Here is a 21,736-nt window from a genome sequence, read left to right on the forward strand (position 1 = left end):
TTAACCTCTGTCGGGAGCAAGCGCCTTAGTTAACCTCTGTCGGGAGCACTATTACGATTTTCAATCCGCCCAGCTCACTATGCTGGGCCACTATTTTACCATGATGTGCTTCTATCAGACTTTTACAGATGGCCAGCCCCAGACCCGAGCCGCCGGTACGCCGGCTCCGGGACTTTTCTACCCGGAACAATCGCTCGAATATCTCGCTCAGGTGTTCATCAATCACGCCCGGAGCAGTGTCTTCCAGGGTAATGTGTATTTTTTTATGTTGTTGCCAGACCTTGAGCCGCTGTTTACCGGGCTTGTCGGTATACAAGGTGCTGTTGGCGATTAAGTTTGTGAGTACTTGCTTAATACGATCCATATCCCAACTCACCGTCACTGCGCCGGTTAGCTGAATGTTGGCTTCCCAGTCAAAGCCTTTTCCGTGCGAGAACTGAGCAAACTCCTGCTCCCAGAGTGTCATGACTTCGGTGAGGTTACATTGCACCAGGTTGAGATACAGGCTTTGTGAATCTGCCATGGCCAGCTGGTGAATGTCTGAGATCAGGCGGTTAATATCTGACAATTTACGATTGATCGTATTGTAGGAGGCATCGACATCCTGGGCGATATTAAATTGTAACGCTTCAACTTGCAGTTGCAGTGCCGTGAGCGGGGTGCGGATCTCATGAGAGACATCTGCCAGCATCGCATTTTTCTTGTCGACCACTTCTTGTAGCAGAGCCGCGCGCTCGGCAGCCAATTTGCGTTTTTTGACTTGCCGATAACCAATGGCGAGCACCAGCATAAACACCCCGGCTGTGCCGAACCACCAAGCCTTGAGTTGCCACTCTCGCTCTCTGAGTTGGGTGTCCTTTAGTGCCCGGTCGAGATTGAGGGTTTCGATTTCTTGTTGTTTGCGAATAAATTCAACCCGGCTTTGCAAAGCGGCCAGCGTCAGGTTGTGCTGACTGTTGCCCAGGTCATCTCTGAGCTGGGTAAATTTTAGATGCGCGTCGAGGGCATTTTGCGGGTCTTTAATAGCCTGATAGGTGTCTGCCAGCAGCTGATAGGATTTGATTTGGCCGTCTTTATCATTGATCAGTGTTGCTGTGGCAAGGGCTTGATGCGCCCGTTCAAGCGTTGTTTCGTGGTCTTGTGAGGCCGCGGCAATGTGTGCCTGAGTCAGCTGAGAAGCAACTAAATAGCCGGTCAGGTTATAGTTATTGGCAATTTCTAGCGATTGTTCCACATACTCTTTTGCTAGTGCTGTTTGCTCCGATTTGAGTGCTATCCGGGCTTGCAGGTTGTAACTGCGAGTCAGGCCACTTTTAGAGTCAATCTGTGTATAAAGCCTTTGTGACTTGGTGGCGAAGTATTCTGCTTCTTTCAGGTCGCCGGTTTCGAGAGCCATAAACCCGCTGCGCATAGCACTGTTGCCTATGTCCATCAGGTTGCCTGATTTTTCATCGAGTTCATGTGCCATCTTAAAATGTTTCAGCGCGGCCGGGTAGTTTTCCATGCGCTGATACACCACGCCAGATTCATAAATGGAGTCTGCGATGCCTTTGTCAAAACTCAGCTCCCGGCTGAGTTCAAAAGAGCGGGTGAAGGTTTCCAGCGCACTCTCATGATCACCCAGTGCGGTCTGAATAATCCCCAGGTTAACCAGCGCTCTGGCGTAGACTTCAGTCTCTCCCAAAATGCTGAGTACATTGATGGATTTCTGAGCCACCTTCAGGGCTTCTATGTACTTGTCCTGGCGCCGTAGTACCGCAGAAATGCGTTCATAGGATTGTGCAATCATTTCGTTATCATTGGCATCAATTGCGGTGTCGAGCGCATCGTTGTAATAGGCCTGCGCCTGATCAAACCGACTTTGGTTGTCCGCGATAAAACCCAATAGCAAAAAGGAATAGGCGTGGTGGTAGGGGTTGCTTTGCGCGATGGCAAATTGCTGTAGCTGCTCACTGCGCTGCTGCGCTTTATCGTAGTCGCCCTGACTGATCAGGGTATGAGCCAGTGCCATTAGCGTTTCGTAATACTCTTCCGGATACGATTTCAGATCCGGTTCATCTGCGAGTTGGGCCAGCAACCGGATCGCAGATTGAGGTGAGCTGCTTCTGAGGTCTTGCGCGTCGTCTAGCTGGCGTTTTGCCTCTGTGATGGAAAACGCCTGAGCGACTGAGGAGCACAATAGCAACGCCAGTAGGGTGTAGCGAATTAAGCCTTGATATCCTGGCCTGAACAGGCTCTGTAAGCGCATCATTAACATCGAACTTCCGATCGTACTACCCGCATTTTCGCGCCATTTGGATCAGGCAAGGGTCATTATGAATGATTGAATAATAACCCGTCTGTGCCAGAATGCCAATTACACCACCTTTCAGAGTGGCAGATTTAGAGCTTGCCCTGCGTCAGTCGCGCGACCAGTTCTCTGGCTGGTAAGTATCCTGGAACAGCTTCGCCATTGGGCAGTAAGATAGTGGGGGTCGACTGAAATCCAAACTGTTGCGCCAGTGAAACCTGGGTATCCAGTGAGTGTCCACACTCTGTGTTTTCTACAGGCGCTGGCGTGCTGCGCATCGCAGCATCCATGGCCTGGTTAGGTCGCTCAGCGCACAGCGTAGCTGCCGTTTTTTGGTAGGCGGGGCTGCCCGCTCGGCCTCTGGGAATCATTACATAATGGACCGTGACGCCCTGTTGATTAAGCGCTGGCAGTTCCTTATGGAATTTACGGCAGTAGGGGCAGTCGATGTCGGTGAACACTGTGATGCGGTATTTTTCATCCTGTGCCGGGTAGGTCAGCAGTTGCTGGTAGGGGATGTCAGCCATGCGTTGTTGATTGACAATTTGCTGTATCTTAGCGATGTGATCAACCCGATTGCGTACATCAATAACACGGCCACTGAACAGGTAATTGCCATCTTTTGACAGCAGTAAGTGCTCATTGCCGAGTGTCAGGCGGAAGAAGTCATCTGAGTAGGGGTGCAGTTTAAAGTCGATGTCTGTCCCAACCAGCGCGCGCAATTTATTTTTTGCTTTTTCTTGTGAGGTGTTCACTTCGGCGGTCTTTGGGCTGCTTGGCTCAGCAGCCAAAGGAGAGGCACTCAGTAATGCCGTGCCAAGTAGCAATGTTGAAATAGAGGTAGACAAGGTCATAGTAAAAATCCAGGTAGCATGAAAGATGCCCCGGTTATAACTAAGCTACCAGAGAATGGCTTTTAAATTCGCCTTAAAATGACCTATAAATTTCTATCAAATTAATTAAATCAATTGGTTAGGCGATTTTCTCCCGACCTATGTGAACGCGTTCAGACGGTGCGCAAAGCCGCATTGAAGTTGGCCCCGGCTGGGTGAGCTGCTTGCACAGCTCGGACTGCTGTGCGCCGATGTGTTGTGCTGTGTTCGCTGGCGCAGAACTGTGAGCGAGTTGTGCTGTGGCATTATGTAATGCAGCAGCGTTTACGGGCTCCGGTTGCACGACGATCAAATCAGCGATGCGCTGTCGCATGACCACCGCGCTGCAAATTGCTTGCTGATCTATGGCCTGCTGTCCCTGAATGGCAAAGTTTAGCGCCTCGGAGAAGCGCGCCTGGCTGACTGAGAGGCGGCTGAGCAGATCTGACGCTTGTGAAAAATAATAGCTATTAACCGCCGTGTGCTGAACCACCTGACTGGCATAGTGTTGTGCCTGCGCTGTTTCATTCATTTGTAATAAGGTTTCGGCCAGCAGCAATTGCGCCTCAATTGACTCAGGGTTTTCTTGTAAACTGAAAGTCAGCCACTGCTGCGCCTGCGGGTAATTCTGGTGCTCAAAGGCCACAATGGCTTTGTGGTATGCCGATAAGGCTGGCAGTAGCGCCGGTGTGCTGGTGGGCGCAGGCTGATTGTTCAGATAAGCGCCGCTGGCGACGCCAACAGACAGGAGCAATGATGCCGCCAGGGCGATCCGCTGACGCGAGGGTGGTAAAACCACTTTGGTTTTTGCCTGCCAGCTGTAGCCCTGATTAGGGTAGGTGCGGATCAGGTCTTGTTCGGGGGCCAGTTTTCTAAGTTCACTGATCAGTTGAAACAGGCGATGCTCCTGCACATGAGCATGCCCCCACACGGCTTCGATTATCTCCTGTTTGGAGACCACGGTATTGGCATGTTGCAGCAAATAACTCAGCACTTTGGCAGCTTTGGGGCGCAGTTCCAGAAGTTGTTTGCCTTGTTTTAGTGTATGAGTCTGGCAATCAAAACGATAAGATAAAAAGCGGTACTCGGCCATGTCAGTCCTTCGCATAAATCCACGATACAGGACCTAACCTTATCATATAGGTGATAAAAAACGAGCCGCAGAGGCAGGATTTGTTTTCCCGATTAATTACGGTATAACTGAGGCATCTTGATTACCAGACTGAGCGCCTTATATGCTGCGTTTTATCATCCAACTGTTTCCACTCTGGGCGATTTTGCTCAGTGTCTTTGCATTTTATACACCTGAACCTTTTGTCGCTTTAAAAGCCACCATCATTCCATTACTTGCGTTTATTATGCTGACGATGGGGTTAACCCTGACACCGGCAGACTTTCGTCATGTACTGAGTCAGCCTAAAGCGGTGCTGATAGGCCTGGTGTTGCAGTTTAGCGTGATGCCACTGGTCGCATTACTGATTGCTATGTTGTTTCAGTTTGATGCCGATCTGACTTTAGGTATGGTACTGGTGGGCTGTGTCGCAGGCGGTACAGCCAGCAATGTGATGTGTTTTTTGGCCAAAGGTGATGTGGCTCTGTCTATTTCGATGACGGCCATGAGCACCCTTGCGGGTGTGGTGTTGACTCCGCTATTGGTTGAGTTACTGGCCGGTCAGGTGGTTGATATTCCACTGACAGGCATGATGCTGAATTTACTCAAAATTGTGCTGTTCCCTGTGCTGACTGGTGTGCTTCTTAATTATTTTTTTAGCGCATCTATTCAGCGGCTTGCACCGCTTCTACCGCTATTCTCTGTGGCGGCAATTGTGTTGATCATCGCGATTGTGGTGGCATTAAATGCGGCAACCTTGCCTGCCATCGGGCCGATTGTTGCGCTGGCGGTGGTGTTGCATAATACGACAGGTCTGTCGCTGGGATATCTGGTGGCGAAGCAGTTGGGTTTGCCTGAAACGAGTTGTCGCACGATAGCACTGGAAGTGGGGTTGCAAAACTCCGGACTGGCGGTTGCGCTGGCAATGAAGTTTTTTGCCCCCGCCAGCGCTCTGGCGGGTACTTTGTTTTCGATCTGGCACAATGTCAGCGGCGCTGTGCTGGCCACCTGGTGGCGCAAACGTAGCCGCGGCATGTCACCTCCGTCAGCTAAACAGCCCGCATAGGTGTCAGACGCTTAGATAGAAATCATGATCAGGCCAAGGGCACAGAGTATGGTCAGGCCAATAAACAGATTGGCAATGTTGCTGGTATCACCCACTGGCTCGACGCGTATCTCTGGCTCCGGCATTTCTTTATGGGTCATGTTGTAAAAGTCGGGATGACCCACCTGCTGTTCCAGTTCCTGATCTTCCGCCCAGTCAAAATGCTGATTGAGAAATACCAGCACTTCTATATCCAGCGGGGTGACTTCTGCGCGTTCTGACTTTTGATAGTTCAGCACACTATGGAATATTCGGTGGGAGGCGGCCCGGCGGCTTTGTACATTGACACAGGCAGGGTGCTCAATTAGCAACTGCCAGGCCCCTTGTTGATTGCGGCGATAAGAATTGTCCAGCAGCTGTGCTAACTCAGTGTCAAACTCCTGCATCTCTGAATCGAGCTGAGGCGGCGCACTGGATTGTACCTGGGGTGGTTCAAACTGAGCCGTCGGGGTTGTATCTGGCAAAATCTCCGGCGTGACGGTTTCGGGTTCTGCATGTGCTGATGGTTGTTCATCTGCTGAGCTTAACTTTACACGCTGCTGGGGTTGTGCCTCCAAATGTGCCAGTGCTGCGTCATAGGCGGCACGCAGTTGCTGAAACCCTTCTGGATCTTCATCGGGTTTACACAACTTGAGCTTACTTGTATAAGCACGTTTTATGGCTTTTTTGTCTGCACTGGGGTCGATGCCCAGTACTTGCCAGGGATTTTCTGTCACTTTATTCACCTAACTCTTTTAAAAACTGAGTAATTTCTTCATAAGCCTGATCAATTTTCTGGCTGTCCTGAGCGCTCAGCGCGGCTTCCCAGAATGTGATCAGCTCAGCAATTTGTTCACGGTACTGAGCGCGGCTTTGTTCATAGATACGTTCCAGTTTAGCCATTAGCAAGCGGTTACGCTGCTGATCTCTCGGATGGACTTTGAGCTTTTGCATTTTTTCTTTCAGCTGGGCTTTTTCTTTGTCCGACAACACAGAGGATGATTGTTCAAAGGTCTGGCTAATGGTTTGCTGAGTCCGCTCTACGGTAATATCCACTTCCAGCAGGCCGCTTACATCATACGTAAAGCGTACCCGGACTAGTTTGTCTTCGATGTTATCTGCCTTGGGCAGTGGCACGTCAATTTCGCCGAGTTTGATGTTGTTTTTAACATACCGGCTTTCACCCTGATAAACCGTGATCAACAGGTGTTCCTGGGATTTATGGACAGGGAAAAAGGTATTTTCTTTACTGCATGGTAATACCGTATTGCGTTCAATAATGGGGGTAAAGTAGTTGCCCACCTTGCCATCATGGTCGTGCTCATTGTGAGTTCCGGTGCCCAGGCTAAAGGCGGAGACGTCCGTCAGTACCACATCATCCAGTGCTTGATATTTATCAACCAGGCCGGCCTGTATGCCAGCACCAAGCGCCACCACCAGATCTGGGTCGAGCTGAGTTGTGGGGAAGCACTTGAGTGCTTTGATCAGGCATTGTTTATAGATATTCATACGCGATGCACCGCCCACCATGACAATATGATCTATGTCTGAGGGAGACAATCCGGCATCGTTAAACGCGCGCTCAATAGGGGTCAGCAAGCGATTGAGCAGTGGCTGGCAGATCTCGCGCATCTTCTCTTCGGTTAATTCATAGCGAAAGGTCTGGTTGCTGATTTCTATGTCAAACTGGGTTTGCTTTTCGCCACTTAAACCGCATTTACACTCGTCGATAAGCCGGGTCAGATTTTGTTGTTGGTGTTCATTCAGTTGTTGTGGCTCTAACTGATGCTGACGTAAAAAGTCCGAGATCAGTAACCCGGTAAAGTCTTCGCCGCCCAGATGATTGTCACCGGCCGATGCTTTGACTTCCATGACGCGATCGAAGTACTCAAGAATGGTGACATCAAAGGTACCGCCGCCTAAATCCAGGATCAAATAATGGGTGTCATCTTCTTGCGATTGTAAACCGTATGCCAGTGCTGCGGCTGTGGGCTCGTTGATCAGTCTCAGCACCTCCAGGCCGGCTAGCTCTGCGGCCAGCTTGGTTGCTTTCCGCTGATAGTCATTGAAGTAAGCGGGTACACTGATCACCGCCTGTGTAACGGGTTGCGATAATTGGGCTTCGGCATCGGCTTTCAGTGATTTAAGCACCAGTGATGATAACTCAGCAGCGGTATAATGTTGCTTTCCAAGCGTCACTGTACGTTGTGTGCCCATATAGCGTTTGAATAATGCCGTGGTTTTTAATGGGTGTGAGATCAGCCGCTCTTTGGCCGCTTTACCCACTAATACCTCGCCGCTATTGTCCACTCCAACCACCGAAGGGGTTAGGTAGTCACCCAGAGAGTTGGGAATTAATACACTTTGTTCACCATCCCAATAACTGACAGCACTATTGGTTGTGCCTAAGTCGATACCTACCGTGATCATAACTACTTCCTGAATTCGTAAAGCCAGCGCCTAGTGTATGTGCTTTGGGTAAGGGAGTAAATCACTGCTATAGTTTTTGCGGCTGTTTTCTTTATGGACGTTAATTGGTGAAAAAGTATTCTGTTGTTCATACGTCTAGGTGATGCACCCGGTTTGTTTTGCTGGTGTGTTTAAGCCATTGGCCTGCTTTTTTCGAAGATAAAAGCGGCGCACATTTTTAATATCAGTATTAGAGGTATTTAGTTATGTTCCCACAAGCCCCCCGTGCCGTTGTGATGATCCGGCCACATTGCTTTTCGCCCAATGAAGAAACCCGGGCCGATAACAGTTTTCAATCTCAGGCTCCGCAATTTGATGGGAGTATCAGCCAGCTGGCCTATGAGCAGGTATCACGGGTGGCTGAGCAGCTTGAGCAGGCGGGGGTGCGGGTGCACTTGTTTGAAGATTTGGGCACCGATACGCCTGATTCAGTGTTTCCCAATAACTGGTTTTCAACCCATGCGGGTGGGCAAATCGCCATTTATCCCATGTATGCCAAAAACCGTCGTCGTGAGCGACGCACAGACATTATTGAGCTATTGAAGCGCGAATACCGGGTGCAGGATGTGATTGATTATTCTGGCCTGGAATATGACGATTTGTTTCTGGAAGGCACCGGTGCCATGGTGCTGGATCACATTGAGCGGGTTGCTTACACCGCGCGCTCAAAACGCACCGATTCGCATGTGCTGGAACGCTTTTGTAGTCATTTCAACTTTGAGCCTATGGTGTTTGATGCGCTCAGTGAAGAGGGAGTGCCTGTCTACCATACTAACGTGCTGTTGTGCGTGGGAAGCGACTACGCACTGGGCGGCTTTGAGATGATAGTTGAGCCTGAGCGGCGTGCAGAAATTAAACACAGGTTGCAGCTTGCAGGTAAAAAGCTGATAGAGTTGAGTGAGGCTCAGATCAATGGGTTTTGTGGCAATGCGCTGGAGCTACACGGAGACTGCGGGCGCATACTGGCATTGTCACAAACCGCGTATGATGCGCTGACAGACGAGCAAATCGCGGTACTCGAATCATGCGTTACCTTATTACCGCTGGACGTTTCTGCCATTGAATTGGCGGGGGGCTCGGTACGTTGCATGCTGGCTGGTGTGCATTTATCTCGGCGCTAAAATAAATAACAACAACAAAACAATAACAACAGGCAGGTGAGTATGATGGCATTTATCGTTGACCCAATTAATAACCTTCTGTGGGGGCAGGGCCAGATACTCATCTATCTGTTACTGATTGCCGGATGCTGGTTTACCTGGCGATTGAAGTGGGTCCAGTTTCGTCACTTTGGCCATATGTTCAGTGTGATGAAGGGCAGCATGAGTGGTGACAGCTCTGGGATCAGTTCCTTTGCTGCCTTGTGTACCGGTCTGTCTGCCCGGGTCGGCACGGGTAATCTGGCCGGTGTTGCGATGGCCATTTCTCTGGGTGGCAGCGGCGCGGTATTCTGGATGTGGGTGATTGCCTTGCTTGGCATGGCGACTGGGTTCGCAGAGAGTGTGCTGGGCCAGCTTTATAAAGTCCGCGATGAGCATCGGGAGTTTCGTGGTGGTCCTGCCTATTATATTCGGGCAGGGCTTGGAAAACCCAAGCTGGCAGTGGTGTTTGCCCTGTGTTTATTCCTTGGCTACGGCTTTAGTTTTAGCGCCATGCAAGCCAATACCATTGCCGAAGCGCTCAATAACACTTTTTCTATTAATCCTTTATATACTGGGTTGGTGATTGCAGTACTGGCTGGCTCGATTGTGTATGGCGGCCTGCGCAGCATTGCCCGTTTCGCTGAGTTGATTGTGCCCTTTATGGGTCTGGCGTTTGTTGCAACGGCTTTACTCATTTTGCTCATCAATATTGCTCAGGTGCCGGCCATGTTGCTGGATATTCTTCAGTCGGCATTTGGCCTGACTGAAGCCGGTGCGGGTGCTTTGGGCGCTGCGATTAAAAATGGCATTCAACGAGGTTTGTATTCCAATGAAGCGGGGGCCGGCAGTGTGCCCCATGCCGCGGCTGGGGCAACACCTGTGCCTAACCATCCGGTTGCACAAGGTTATGTCCAAATGTTGGGCGTGTTTATTGATACCCTGGTGTTATGTAGCTGCACAGCTGTGGTGGTGTTACTGTCGGGTGTATCTGTCAGTGGAGAGATGGCAGGTATCAGCCTGACTCAAAATGCGATGCAAGCACACTTTGGTGAAATAGGTGATTACCTGATCGCTGCCGCAATTACTTTATTTGCTTTTACCTCTGTCGTGGCCAATTACGCCTACGCGGAGAGCAATTTACACTTATTCAAACTCGATAATAAAGCCGGGCGGCTGGGTTACACCGCCGTATATTTGGCGATGGTGTTGTGGGGCGCCAGTGCCACTTTACAGCAAGTCTGGAGCCTTGCTGACATGGCATTGGGTTTGATGACACTGGTGAACATCTACGCGATTGTGCAGCTCACGCCAACCATCATGAATTTGACGAAAGACTACCAAAGCCAGAAAAAATCGACCGAAAAAATCCACTTCGACCCCACTAAAGTCAACTATCAAGGCACCCTCCACGAAGATGTTTGGGTGAGCAAAAAAAGAGATTAAGTATCTCTTTTTTTGCGAATTGTGGTGCAAAGTCAAGCTTTAGCTTGGTCTTTGCGCAAGGTGAAATGAGCCATTTTGACTACTGCTGAGTAGGTTAAGCCGGAAGCCCCCCACACGGACGTGTGTCCACTCGTACCAGAGATTAAGTATCTCTTTTTTTGCGAATTGTGGTGCAAAGTCAAGCTTTAGCTTGGTCTTTGCGCAAGGTGAAATGAGCCATTTTGACTACTGCTGAGTAGGTTAAGCCGGAAGCCCCCCACACGGACGTGTGTCCACTCGTACCAGAGATTAAGTATCTCTTTTTTTGCGAATTGTGGTGCAAAGTCAAGCTTTAGCTTGGTCTTTGCGCAAGGTGAAATGAGCCATTTTGACTACTGCTGAGTAGGTTAAGCCGGAAGCCCCCCACACGGACGTGTGTCCACTCGTACCAGAGATTAAGTATCTCTTTTTTTGCGAATTGTGGTGCAAAGTCAAGCTTTAGCTTGGTCTTTGCGCAAGGTGAAATGAGCCATTTTGACTACTGCTGAGTAGGTTAAGCCGGAAGCCCCCCACACGGACGTGTGTCCACTCGTACCAGAAATTAAGTATCTCTTTTTTTGCGAATTGTGGTGCAAAGTCAAGCTTTAGCTTGGTCTTTGCGCAAGGTGAAATGAGCCATTTTGACTACTGCTGAGTAGGTTAAGCCGGAAGCCCCCCACACGGACGTGTGTCCACTCGTACCAGAAATTAAGTATCTCTTTTTTTGCGAATTGTGGTGCAAAGTCAAGCTTTAGCTTGGTCTTTGCGCAAGGTGAAATGAGCCATTTTGACTACTGCTGAGTAGGTTAAGCCGGAAGCCCCCCACACGGACGTGTGTCCACTCGTACCAGAAATTAAGTATCTCTTTTTTTGCGAATTGTGGTGCAAAGTCAAGCTTTAGCTTGGTCTTTGCGCAAGGTGAAATGAGCCATTTTGACTACTGCTGAGTAGGTTAAGCCGGAAGCCCCCCACACGGACGTGTGTCCACTCGTACCAGAAATTAAGTATCTCTTTTTTTGCGAATTGTGGTGCAAAGTCAAGCTTTAGCTTGGTCTTTGCGCAAGGTGAAATGAGCCATTTTGACTACTGCTGAGTAGGTTAAGCCGGAAGCCCCCCACACGGACGTGTGTCCACTCGTACCAGAAATTAAGTATCTCTTTTTTTGCGAATTGTGGTGCAAAGTCAAGCTTTAGCTTGGTCTTTGCGCAAGGTGAAATGAGCCATTTTGACTACTGCTGAGTAGGTTAAGCCGGAAGCCCCCCACACGGACGTGTGTCCACTCGTACCAGAAATTAAGTATCTCTTTTTTTGCGAATTGTGGTGCAAAGTCAAGCTTTAGCTTGGTCTTTGCGCAAGGTGAAATGAGCCATTTTGACTACTGCTGAGTAGGTTAAGCCGGAAGCCCCCCACACGGACGTGTGTCCACTCGTACCAGAAATTAAGTATCTCTTTTTTTGCGAATTGTGGTGCAAAGTCAAGCTTTAGCTTGGTCTTTGCGCAAGGTGAACTTTGGTGAAATAGGTGATTACCTGATCGCTGCCGCAATTACTTTATTTGCTTTTACCTCTGTCGTGGCCAATTACGCCTACGCGGAGAGCAATTTACACTTATTCAAACTCGATAATAAAGCCGGGCGGCTGGGTTACACCGCCGTATATTTGGCGATGGTGTTGTGGGGCGCCAGTGCCACTTTACAGCAAGTCTGGAGCCTTGCTGACATGGCATTGGGTTTGATGACACTGGTGAACATCTACGCGATTGTGCAGCTCACGCCAACCATCATGAATTTGACGAAAGACTACCAAAGCCAGAAAAAATCGACCGAAAAAATCCACTTCGACCCCACTAAAGTCAACTATCAAGGCACCCTCCACGAAGATGTTTGGGTGAGCAAAAAAAGAGATTAAGTATCTCTTTTTTTGCGAACGCGAGACATGGACGTCGAGCCGGAAGCCCCCCACACGGACGTGTGACCACTCGTCGCTTATTCAAGACCGAAGCAAAGCTTCGCAGCCATCGTGTAAAGTCGTGCTTTAGCGCGGTCTTTACGCAAGGTGAAATGAGTCATTTTAGAGATCCATGCACTGGTCACTTTGGCAGCCGGAAGCCCCCCACACGGACGTGTGTCCACTCGTACCAGAGATTAAGTATCTCTTTTTTTGCGAATTGTGGTGCAAAGTCAAGCTTTAGCTTGGTCTTTGCGCAAGGTGAAATGAGCCATTTTGACTACTGCTGAGTAGGTTAAGCCGGAAGCCCCCCACACGGACGTGTGTCCACTCGTACCAGAAATTAAGTATCTCTTTTTTTGCGAATTGTGGTGCAAAGTCAAGCTTTAGCTTGGTCTTTGCGCAAGGTGAAATGAGCCATTTTGACTACTGCTGAGTAGGTTAAGCCGGAAGCCCTCCACACGGACGTGTATCCACTCGTCGCTTATTCAAGACCGAAGCAAAGCTTCGCAGCCATCGTGTAAAGTCGTGCTTTAGCGCGGTCTTTACGCAAGGTGAAATGAGTCATTTTAGAGATCCATGCACTGGTCACTTTGGCAGCCGGAAGCCCCCCACACGGACGTGTGACCACTCGTCGCTTATTCAAGACCGAAGCAAAGCTTCGCAGCCATCGTGTAAAGTCGTGCTTTAGCGCGGTCTTTACGCAAGGTGAAATGAGTCATTTTAGAGATCCATGCACTGGTCACTTTGGCAGCCGGAAGCCCCCCACACGGACGTGTGACCACTCGTCGCTTATTCAAGACCGAAGCAAAGCTTCGCAGCCATCGTGTAAAGTCGTGCTTTAGCGCGGTCTTTACGCAAGGTGAAATGAGTCATTTTAGAGATCCATGCACTGGTCACTTTGGCAGCCGGAAGCCCCCCACACGGACGTGTGACCACTCGTCGCTTATTCAAGACCGAAGCAAAGCTTCGCAGCCATCGTGTAAAGTCGTGCTTTAGCGCGGTCTTTACGCAAGGTGAAATGAGTCATTTTAGAGATCCATGCACTGGTCACTTTGGCAGCCGGAAGCCCCCCACACGGACGTGTGACCACTCGTCGCTTATTCAAGACCGAAGCAAAGCTTCGCAGCCATCGTGTAAAGTCGTGCTTTAGCGCGGTCTTTACGCAAGGTGAAATGAGTCATTTTAGAGATCCATGCACTGGTCACTTTGGCAGCCGGAAGCCCCCCACACGGACGTGTGACCACTCGTCGCTTATTCAAGACCGAAGCAAAGCTTCGCAGCCATCGTGTAAAGTCGTGCTTTAGCGCGGTCTTTACGCAAGGTGAAATGAGTCATTTTAGAGATCCATGCACTGGTCACTTTGGCAGCCGGAAGCCCCCCACACGGACGTGTGTCCACTCGTACCAGAGATTAAGTATCTCTTTTTTTGCGAATTGTGGTGCAAAGTCAAGCTTTAGCTTGGTCTTTGCGCAAGGTGAAATGAGCCATTTTGACTACTGCTGAGTAGGTTAAGCCGGAAGCCCTCCACACGGACGTGTATCCACTCGTCGCTTATTCAAGACCGAAGCAAAGCTTCGCAGCCATCGTGTAAAGTCGTGCTTTAGCGCTGTCTTTACGCAAGGTGAAATGAGCTATTTGAGAGATCCATGCGCTGGTCACTTTGGTAATATGAAATTGATTGATGGTGAGTGCTTACATTGATTGGCCGTGACGCAAAAGAGCAAGAATCTTAATCAAGGCCATTGCAAAAAAAGCAGGCTTAATTAAACCGCGGTGCTCTGTAGTGCGTATTGCTCAGCAATATAACAAGAGAAAATGCCGTGGGAAAAACAATACAGTTAAGTAGCTATGACCTATCCCGAGTCATCGAGATGGCCTGGGAGGACAGAACGCCGTTTGAAGCAATTGAACATCAATTTGGGTTAAGTGAACCAGCACTTATCCGATTGATGCGCCATAACCTAAAACCAACCAGTTTTCGGTTATGGCGTCAGCGTGTCAGTGCACGAGTAACCAAGCACAGTAAGCTGCGACCGGCCTCAGTATCGAGAGGGTACTGTCCGACGCAGTACAAGCACAGATGAGTACTTAACGCATTTTCAGCGGTGTTGTTTACGCGCTCTGCTCTGTTCTTCCTCGTGCTTTCATCTTGCGCCAGAAAAGCATGGCAATGATGCTGGCAGGCAGCAAAGCCGATAGCATCACAAGCCAGTCTGGCATATCTGAGCTGGGTTTTTCTTGTTCCTGGTACTGTGCATTGAAACTCAGGTTGAGTGGCTTACTTGCGTGATATCGATGCTTTTCACCATTTCGGGTGCCAAATTCAACACGCTTGATTGAAACATCGGTGTTGCTTGCGCCTGCTGGCGCAGAAAAGTAAAGCCTTGCCAGTCGTCCATCGCCTGACACACTTTCAGCGGGGGCCACCTGGCTGACGATATACTGTACTTCTCTTAGTTTGGGGTTTGCCTGGTTGCGCAAAGTGTACAAGCGCTTGGTATCCAGAAAATCGCCATGCTCAAGTTGTGCCCCTGCGGTTTTAGGGTTTTGGTCAATGAGTGTTAGTGTCTGTGGATCATAGGTGACCGATAGCTGAACGCCATATACTTCAGGCAGGTCTTTGACCATCACATCAACATAGAACTCGCTGGCTGTCTTGATTTGTGTATTGGAGGTTTCAAGAAATACCTTTCCTTCAGTTGCCTGGGTGACAAAGCTCAGCAGCAGTGAGGTGGTTAACATCAAAATCTTTATCATTTTTTTGTCCCAATAAGCATCAAAGACCATAGCATTGCTATGGTCTTTTTAAGAGTATTACCAGCTTTGCGGCCCTTGTTTGCCAAAGTTGGCACCCATTAAGGTTAAGTCCTGGATGTTGATTTCATTGTCTCCATTGAAATCGGCATCAGCAACGTAGCCGTTATTGTCCGATTTTTTAGTACGATAAGCGCCCAGAAGTTGCGTCAAGTCAGCAATATCAATGAGGTTATCACCGTTACTGTCTCCGCCGACGAGCTCAATCTGTCCAAAGTCGATATCTTCCTGACCCGCTGAGAAGTTGAGTTGCTTCTCGGCACTCAGATATCCTGGCGCTTCTAGTGACAGTGTTACGTTACCCAGTGGTGAGCGTACCGAGAAACTACCATCTGGATTAATGGTGACAAGCTGACCATTGATGCGAAGCACAACATTGCTGTAGTCACCTGTGACGCCAAGGCTTGCAACGTTTCCAGTTAGGGTCACTGATTCTTTGATAGTCAAAGAGTAAGTGGTTTCATTGTTCAGTAAATAGTTAGACTCTTGGTCAGTCATTTTAGCGTTGACAACCAGGTCGATCGATCCGGCTTGCTCTGCAAGTAACTGGATAGAGGCAAACTGGCCTTCACCTGTTTTCGCTGTGGCAGGGGCCATTAAAGCCAATGCACCATCCCAAAGCTTGTCACTGATCCCCATGGGCACTGACAGGCGTTCATCAGACGGTAAAAACTCGCCATATTCACCGCTGGTGATACGGGCTATATCAAACATCGCACTGACACGGACTGACGCATCAATACCATAGATATCGCTGCCTGATACGGTGATTGGCAGGGTAATTGTATCTCCCTCAAGGACTGTAGTTTGCGGTAATTCGAGTGTCAGTGCAGTTGCCGGTCCACCACTTAATGTCATGTGCTGACCGAATACGTCCATGTCAGTAAATACATTTTCATCTGACCAGTGGACAATATAGTCCTTATCAGAGAGTGCGATTACCTGATTTTGCACACCAGCATAGTGCGTACTCAATATTGCCACTTTGTCGCCGGTCGCGGTGTCGTTGGCATTATACGCTCGGGTATATAGATAAGCGGGGCTGGCAATATCGTCTTCTCCCTGCCAGGACAGCACATAGCGGCCATCGCTCAGAGCAGCTACAGAAGGGATGGTGAACAGGTTAACTGTCGATTGATCTACCAAAGTTTGTTGTCCAGCCGCAGTACCATTGGCATTCATACGTTTGACCATAATGTCTGTGCTGTCAGCTGTTAAGCTTACCCAGGTCACGACAACGCTACCATCTGGCAGCGTATCGATTGCTGCGGTTTGTTGCTGGCCGTCGCTATTGTCATTGACCAGGGTTTCATCAGTAAGTGGTGTGCCATCAGCAGCGAATGTACGAATAAACACACCGTGGTCATCACCTATTCCTTGACCATGCCAGGAGGCCATAAATTTGCCGTCGTTTAATGCGGTTAGCGAAACAAGTTTTTGTTCATATTCAACGGTATTGGAAACAATAAATGCATCACCGGCTGGTGTACCATTGGCGAGAAAACGTTGTGCATAGATGTCGCTATCGGCTGCGATCGGGTTGGCATGGGCCCAGGCCACAACAAACTCACCGTTGCTAAGTGTGGTTACTGTCGGACTGCCAAGTAAGTCCATCTGGACAGATTTAATCACTAATTCGTCGATTCTTGGGGTGCCGTCCGCATCAAAGGTGCGGATAACCAAATCAGTTGAATTGTCTTTATAACGCGCCCAGGCTGTAGCATAGCCACCGTCATTGAGTGGGCTGATAGCAGCAGAGTTGTGGCGATGCGATGGTGAGTAGCTCAAATAAGTTTCTCCGCCAGCCAGTGTGCCATCTGCATTAAAGCGTTGAGCAAACACCGGGTCTTGTCCAAACATTGGGTCATTGCCTGTCCAAATTGCAACATAACTGCCGTCTTTTAATACGACGGTCTCGTTGAAGCGTTGTTTTTGAGTTTTCCAATCATTGACGACAAACGGGTCACCAACTTGCACAGGGGCTTGCGCGTTACTGAGTAACGGCAGACCCAGTAAGCCGAGCATGACTGCATTGCGAGTAAACTTTTTGATTGATGAAGTGGGGCGAGCCGTATTTGAGCGGGTATTTAAAAGTGTCATAGTACTATTTCCTTACATTATTATGTTGGGCCCGTTTTTTGGACCCAGTTCGTATGCACCCGGCTAGAATAATTGATCATAAAATTAATGAAAAGAGAGGGGGGGATTTAAATTGAATAAGTACAAATGGTGGTGTTTTAACCTTGCATACTAGGCAGTACGATTTTAACACACACATTAAGTCAGTTTTTCATACGGACAATTGGAAAAACTGAAGCAGCGCAGGCCTGGCAATGTGAGGAGGAGCGTGAATACTGCGATTTGAGCCTGCCCCCGTGCGGGGGCATAAGATTTTACTGGAGTGCCTGGCGTGCAGTGATGTTTTTCGTCTTTAATTTTAATGCCCTGGATCTCAGGAAGAATACTGTCAGCGCAATCAATGACAGTACCATTGCCAAGCCTATCGTCCAGACCTGTATGTCAATACCCGGGCTAGCCTGAACTTGATAGCCACTATCGAACTGCAAGCTCAGAGGCGTATCTGTTTTGTACGTATATTTTTCTCCGTTACGGGTGCCAAACTCTGCGATTTCAATTGAGATAGTGTTTCTGGCTGCGTTATCTGGTGCCGTAAAATAGAGTCTGGCGAGACGGCCATCTCCGGATGCGCTTTTTGCCGGTGCAACCTGGCTTACAATATATTGTATTGTTCCGTGTTGCGTATTTGCTTGATTTCGCAATACATACAGATTTTTAGCGTTAAGAAAATTACCATGCTCTAGCTGAGCACCTTTAGTTTTGGTGTCTTGATCTATGAAGGTGATGGATTGACTGTCATAGTTCAGGGTAAGCTGTGTGCCGTACACATCTGGCAGATCTGCCACCATCACATCTACATAAAATTCACTGCCGGTCTTTATTTGCGGGTTAGAAGTTTCGAGGTAAATTCGCCCTTGATCTGCGAACGTGGTAAGACTTGCCAGCAATGTGGCAATGTACAGCATATATTTCATTTTTTGGTTCCTTGAAAATCAAGACAGGGGTTAGCGTAAGACCCTAACCCCTGTCGTTTTTGTTACCAGCTTTGTGGGCCTTGTTTACCAAAGTTGGCACCCAGCAGGGTTAAATCCTGCAGGTTAATGGCACCGTCACGGTTAAAGTCAGCGGCCATCACATAACCGTTTTGTTGGCCATCGACAGAGCGGTAGGCACCCAGTAACTGGGTCAGGTCGGCAATGTCGATGAGGTTATCGCCATTGCTGTCACCGCCGACGAGGTTAATCTGACCGAAGTCGATATCAGCCTGACCCGCAGCCAGTGTGATTTGCTTCTCGGCAGTGAGGTGGCCGGGGGCAGCTAAGGACATAGTGACCTCGCCCAGACCGACACGCACGGAGAAACTGCCATCCGGGTTAATGGTGACGCGTTGTCCATTGATATAGAGAGTGACGTAAACAAAGTCACCAGCAATGCCTAAGTCGGCGACATTGCCAGTCAAAGTTACGGACTCTCCGATGGTAAACGCATAGTCGGTATTGCTCTGGTTCAGGTAATTGCCCTGTTGGTCGGTCATTTGCGCTTGTAAGGTGAGGTTCACCGTACCGGCTTGCTCGGCAATCAGGGTGACAGTGGCAAAGTTACCTTCGCCCGATTTGGCGGTGGCCGGGGCCATCAGGGCCAGTGCACCATCCCATTGATTGTCATTGATACCCATGGGCACGGATAGACGCTCATCGGAGGGCAGGAACTCGCCATACTCCCCACCGGAGACGCGGGCTTTGGTGGTGTCGCTGAGACTGACGATGGCGTCGAGGCCATAAATGTCAGCACCAGATACTTGCAGGGGCAGCGTGACCACGTCACCTTCTAACACTGTGGTTTGTGGCAGCGTTATTGTCATTGTATTAGCCTGAACGGCTTCAAGCTGGAATCGTTGCGCATAAATGTTGTAATCATTTGAGTTGACCAGGCTCGTCCAGCTAACAACAAAATCATTGTCACTGACGGCGTTAATCGCAGGCAAAAATTGGGTGTCATCAGTGGTTGTATTGGCTAAAAACTCTTCCCCATTACGGCTACCATCGTTGTTAAAGGCTTGTACGTAAATACCATCCTGGCTGCCGTCTTGTTGCCAACTTTGCCAGCTAATCAGATAGCCGCCGTTATCAAGCGCTGTGCTGGTGGCGCTTGTCTGGTCATCTTGCGTATGTGTATTGACCAAAAAGTCAGCGCCTTTCGCAACGGCGTTTGAATTAAAATGTCTTGCATATACCCCGGAAGCATGACCATCTCTATCCAGGCTGGACCAAACAACGACGAATTCGCCATTGCTTAACTGGTTAACAGAGGGGGAGCCCTCAGGAAAACCACTCGCTGTACTGACGAAAAACTCTGCGCCTTTGATGTCTCCGTTGGCATCAAACTGTTGGCCAATAATGCGATTGTTGCGCGTGGACTTTGCGACCATCAAAAATCCATTGTCATTGGTTTGTGCAATGGCAGGGAAAGAGGCGCCCGACTTCTGCATGGGTTGAGATATTTGTAGTACGCCACTGCTGTTAAATACGCTCGCAAAGGAATATGAATCTGAATCAGCTGATGAGTATTCAGACCAGCCGACGAGATATCCACCGGTTGCCAACGGGGAAATGGACACACCAGAGACTGATTGATAGAGAGTGACGTAAACAAAGTCACCAGCAATGCCTAAGTCGGCGACATTGCCAGTCAAAGTTACGGACTCTCCGATGGTAAACGCATAGTCGGTATTGCTCTGGTTCAGGTAATTGCCCTGTTGGTCGGTCATTTGCGCTTGTAAGGTGAGGTTCACCGTACCGGCTTGCTCGGCAATCAGGGTGACAGTGGCAAAGTTACCTTCGCCCGATTTGGCGGTGGCCGGGGCCATCAGGGCCAGTGCACCATCCCATTGATTGTCATTGATACCCATGGGCACGGATAGACGCTCATCGGAGGGCAGGAACTCGCCATACTCCCCGCCGGAGACGCGGGCTTTGGTGGTGTCGCTGAGACTGACGATGGCGTCGAGGCCATAAATGTCAGCACCAGATACTTGCAGGGGCAGCGTGACCACGTCACCTTCTAACACTGTGGTTTGTGGCAGCGTTATTGTCATTGTATTAGCCTGAACGGCTTCAAGCTGGAATCGTTGCGCATAAATGTTGAAACTACCGGATGCCAGCCTGCCGCTCCAGCTAACTACAAAATCGTTGTTACTGATTGCACTGATAGCGGGTGTGATCTGACGGTTTTCAGTCGTCGTGTTGACCAAGAACTCATCGCCATCGCGACTGTCATTGCTGTTATAAGCCTGTGCATAGATGCCTTCCTGGCTGCCGTCTTGATCCGTGCTTTGCCAGCTAATTAGGTAACCGCCATTGTCCAGTGGCGTACTGGCAGGGTTGAATTGACCGTTAAGAGTATGCGTGTTTACGCGGAATTCAGCGCCTTTGGCTGTTGCATCTGCATTGAATCGTCTGGCACTGACACCAAAGCTGCTGCCATCCTCGCCTAAGCTCTCCCAAACAACGAGCAGGTCATTGTTGCTCAATCGACTGATTGTGGCGCCTGACTGTGAATGGGCACTGCTCTCACTGATGAAGAACTCAGCGCCATTTGTTTCTCCATTTGCCAGATAGCGTTGCCCAAATAAACGATTGGAATCAAGGGCAACAAGCATAAAACCACCATCCAGAGTGCCCATAACCTGCACTTCACGGGACCCGGATTTACCGGTGATTTTTGAGCCAGCTGTAGTGCCATCTGCATTGTAAACTTGTGCATTGGTGCGATAACCAAACTGCATTTCGCCCCAGCCCACTACAAAGCCACCATTGTTTAAGGGGGTGACTGACAGACCCTCAATAAATTCTGTGGGGCTAGATTGCACACGTATTTCACTGCCTAATTTGGTTCCGTTTCCGTCAAAGCGTTGTGCAGAAATGGTCTCCCCTCCAGGGCCGCCATCTGAACTGTTTATCCATGCAACGACGAAGCTGCCATCATTGAGCGTGGCGAGGCTCGGTGATGACTGAGACTCATAGGTGGTTGTATTTACACGGAACTCTATACCACTCGGAGTCCCTGACATGTCATACAGCTGAGCGTAAATACCAGTGCCGCTGCCGTCCTGGCCTGCGCTTTGCCACACAGCAACAAAGTTTCCATCATTGAGTCTGCTCAACTGTGATGAAACCTGGCTGCTTTGTGTATAAGTATTGATCTGAAATTCATCGCCAACTTTAAGTGGTGTTTGTGCCTGGCTGAGAAAAGGCAAGCTACATAAAAAAACAGGCAAGGTCGCTCGAACAATACGCGCTCCGAGAGTAAGTGAGCGGACTGGGGCAACCCGTTTTGCTTTTTGAGATACGATTTTCATTATCGGTTCCTTGAATATAATGGGTATGAAAAATTAAAAGTACACTTAGTTTAAAAGCCTGGATAAATTACAAATTCCCTATTTGGGTGTGTGTTGTATCAGGCTTGT

13 protein-coding genes and 1 pseudogene are annotated in these 21,736 nt (G+C 49.3%); 5 read left to right on the top strand and 9 right to left on the bottom strand.

The genetic code is table 11. From position 1 onward, the window contains the following. Positions 1-25: 25 nt before the first annotated feature. The 3 genes from PRUB_RS05570 to PRUB_RS05580 form a co-directional block, all read right to left on the bottom strand. The gene (locus PRUB_RS05570) at positions 26-2,257 is read right to left on the bottom strand and encodes a tetratricopeptide repeat protein (RefSeq protein ID WP_010384201.1); all 2,232 of its coding nucleotides are present in this window, start codon (positions 2,255-2,257) and stop codon (positions 26-28) included. Between the two features lie 125 nt (positions 2,258-2,382). Next, positions 2,383-3,144, bottom strand: a complete 762-nt coding sequence (locus PRUB_RS05575) for a DsbC family protein (protein ID WP_010384202.1) — start codon at positions 3,142-3,144, stop codon at positions 2,383-2,385. A gap of 118 nt (positions 3,145-3,262) precedes the next feature. Next, positions 3,263-4,255 carry a winged helix-turn-helix domain-containing protein gene (locus tag PRUB_RS05580; protein ID WP_010384203.1) on the bottom strand — a complete coding sequence of 331 codons (993 nt, stop codon included), beginning with the start codon at positions 4,253-4,255 and terminating at the stop codon, positions 3,263-3,265. 142 nt (positions 4,256-4,397) lie between these two features. Here PRUB_RS05580 and PRUB_RS05585 point away from each other — a divergent pair, with 142 nt between their 5' ends. After that, complete coding sequence (locus tag PRUB_RS05585) at positions 4,398-5,339, top strand: bile acid:sodium symporter family protein (protein WP_010384204.1); 942 nt, start codon at positions 4,398-4,400, stop codon at positions 5,337-5,339. Positions 5,340-5,350: 11 nt separating this feature from the next. Here PRUB_RS05585 and PRUB_RS05590 read toward each other — a convergent pair whose 3' ends face one another. Then, positions 5,351-6,103, bottom strand: coding sequence for a J domain-containing protein (locus tag PRUB_RS05590; protein ID WP_010384206.1), 753 nt, complete (start codon positions 6,101-6,103; stop codon positions 5,351-5,353). Continuing rightward, positions 6,096-7,787: a molecular chaperone HscC gene (locus PRUB_RS05595; protein ID WP_010384207.1), complete on the bottom strand. Its 1,692-nt coding sequence runs from the start codon at positions 7,785-7,787 to the stop codon at positions 6,096-6,098. Before PRUB_RS05595 ends, PRUB_RS05590 begins: the two co-directional genes overlap by 8 nt. A 245-nt stretch (positions 7,788-8,032) precedes the next feature. On the opposite strand from PRUB_RS05595, the gene ctlX reads away from it, so the two are divergent. From ctlX to PRUB_RS05615, 4 genes and pseudogenes are all read left to right on the top strand, one after another. Beyond that, positions 8,033-8,947 (top strand): citrulline utilization hydrolase CtlX, encoded by a 915-nt coding sequence (gene ctlX, locus PRUB_RS05600; RefSeq protein WP_010384209.1) that lies wholly within the window; start codon positions 8,033-8,035, stop codon positions 8,945-8,947. Between the two features lie 42 nt (positions 8,948-8,989). Then, positions 8,990-10,411 (top strand): alanine/glycine:cation symporter family protein, encoded by a 1,422-nt coding sequence (locus PRUB_RS05605; protein WP_040645430.1) that lies wholly within the window; start codon positions 8,990-8,992, stop codon positions 10,409-10,411. Positions 10,412-11,949: 1,538 nt separating this feature from the next. Continuing rightward, a pseudogene (locus PRUB_RS05610) lies at positions 11,950-12,336 on the top strand (alanine:cation symporter family protein); the annotation flags it as partial. Between the two features lie 1,862 nt (positions 12,337-14,198). Continuing rightward, positions 14,199-14,462 (top strand): TIGR03643 family protein, encoded by a 264-nt coding sequence (locus PRUB_RS05615; protein WP_021032905.1) that lies wholly within the window; start codon positions 14,199-14,201, stop codon positions 14,460-14,462. Positions 14,463-14,490: 28 nt separating this feature from the next. On the opposite strand, the gene PRUB_RS05620 is transcribed toward PRUB_RS05615, so the two are convergent. From PRUB_RS05620 to PRUB_RS05635, 4 genes are all read right to left on the bottom strand, one after another. Next, entirely contained in the window at positions 14,491-15,135 is a 645-nt protein-coding gene (locus PRUB_RS05620) for a cohesin domain-containing protein (RefSeq protein ID WP_162144658.1), read from the bottom strand. 57 nt (positions 15,136-15,192) lie between these two features. Beyond that, positions 15,193-17,292: a hypothetical protein gene (locus tag PRUB_RS05625; protein ID WP_010384212.1), complete on the bottom strand. Its 2,100-nt coding sequence runs from the start codon at positions 17,290-17,292 to the stop codon at positions 15,193-15,195. Between the two features lie 293 nt (positions 17,293-17,585). Further along, entirely contained in the window at positions 17,586-18,245 is a 660-nt protein-coding gene (locus PRUB_RS05630) for a cohesin domain-containing protein (RefSeq protein WP_010384213.1), read from the bottom strand. Positions 18,246-18,307: 62 nt separating this feature from the next. Next, a complete protein-coding gene (locus tag PRUB_RS05635) occupies positions 18,308-21,628 on the bottom strand; it encodes a dockerin type I domain-containing protein (RefSeq protein WP_198452316.1) in 3,321 nt (1,106 codons plus the stop codon). Positions 21,629-21,736 lie beyond the last annotated feature (108 nt).

It is taken from the genome of Pseudoalteromonas rubra (assembly GCF_000238295.3).
Lineage (GTDB): Bacteria > Pseudomonadota > Gammaproteobacteria > Enterobacterales > Alteromonadaceae > Pseudoalteromonas > Pseudoalteromonas rubra.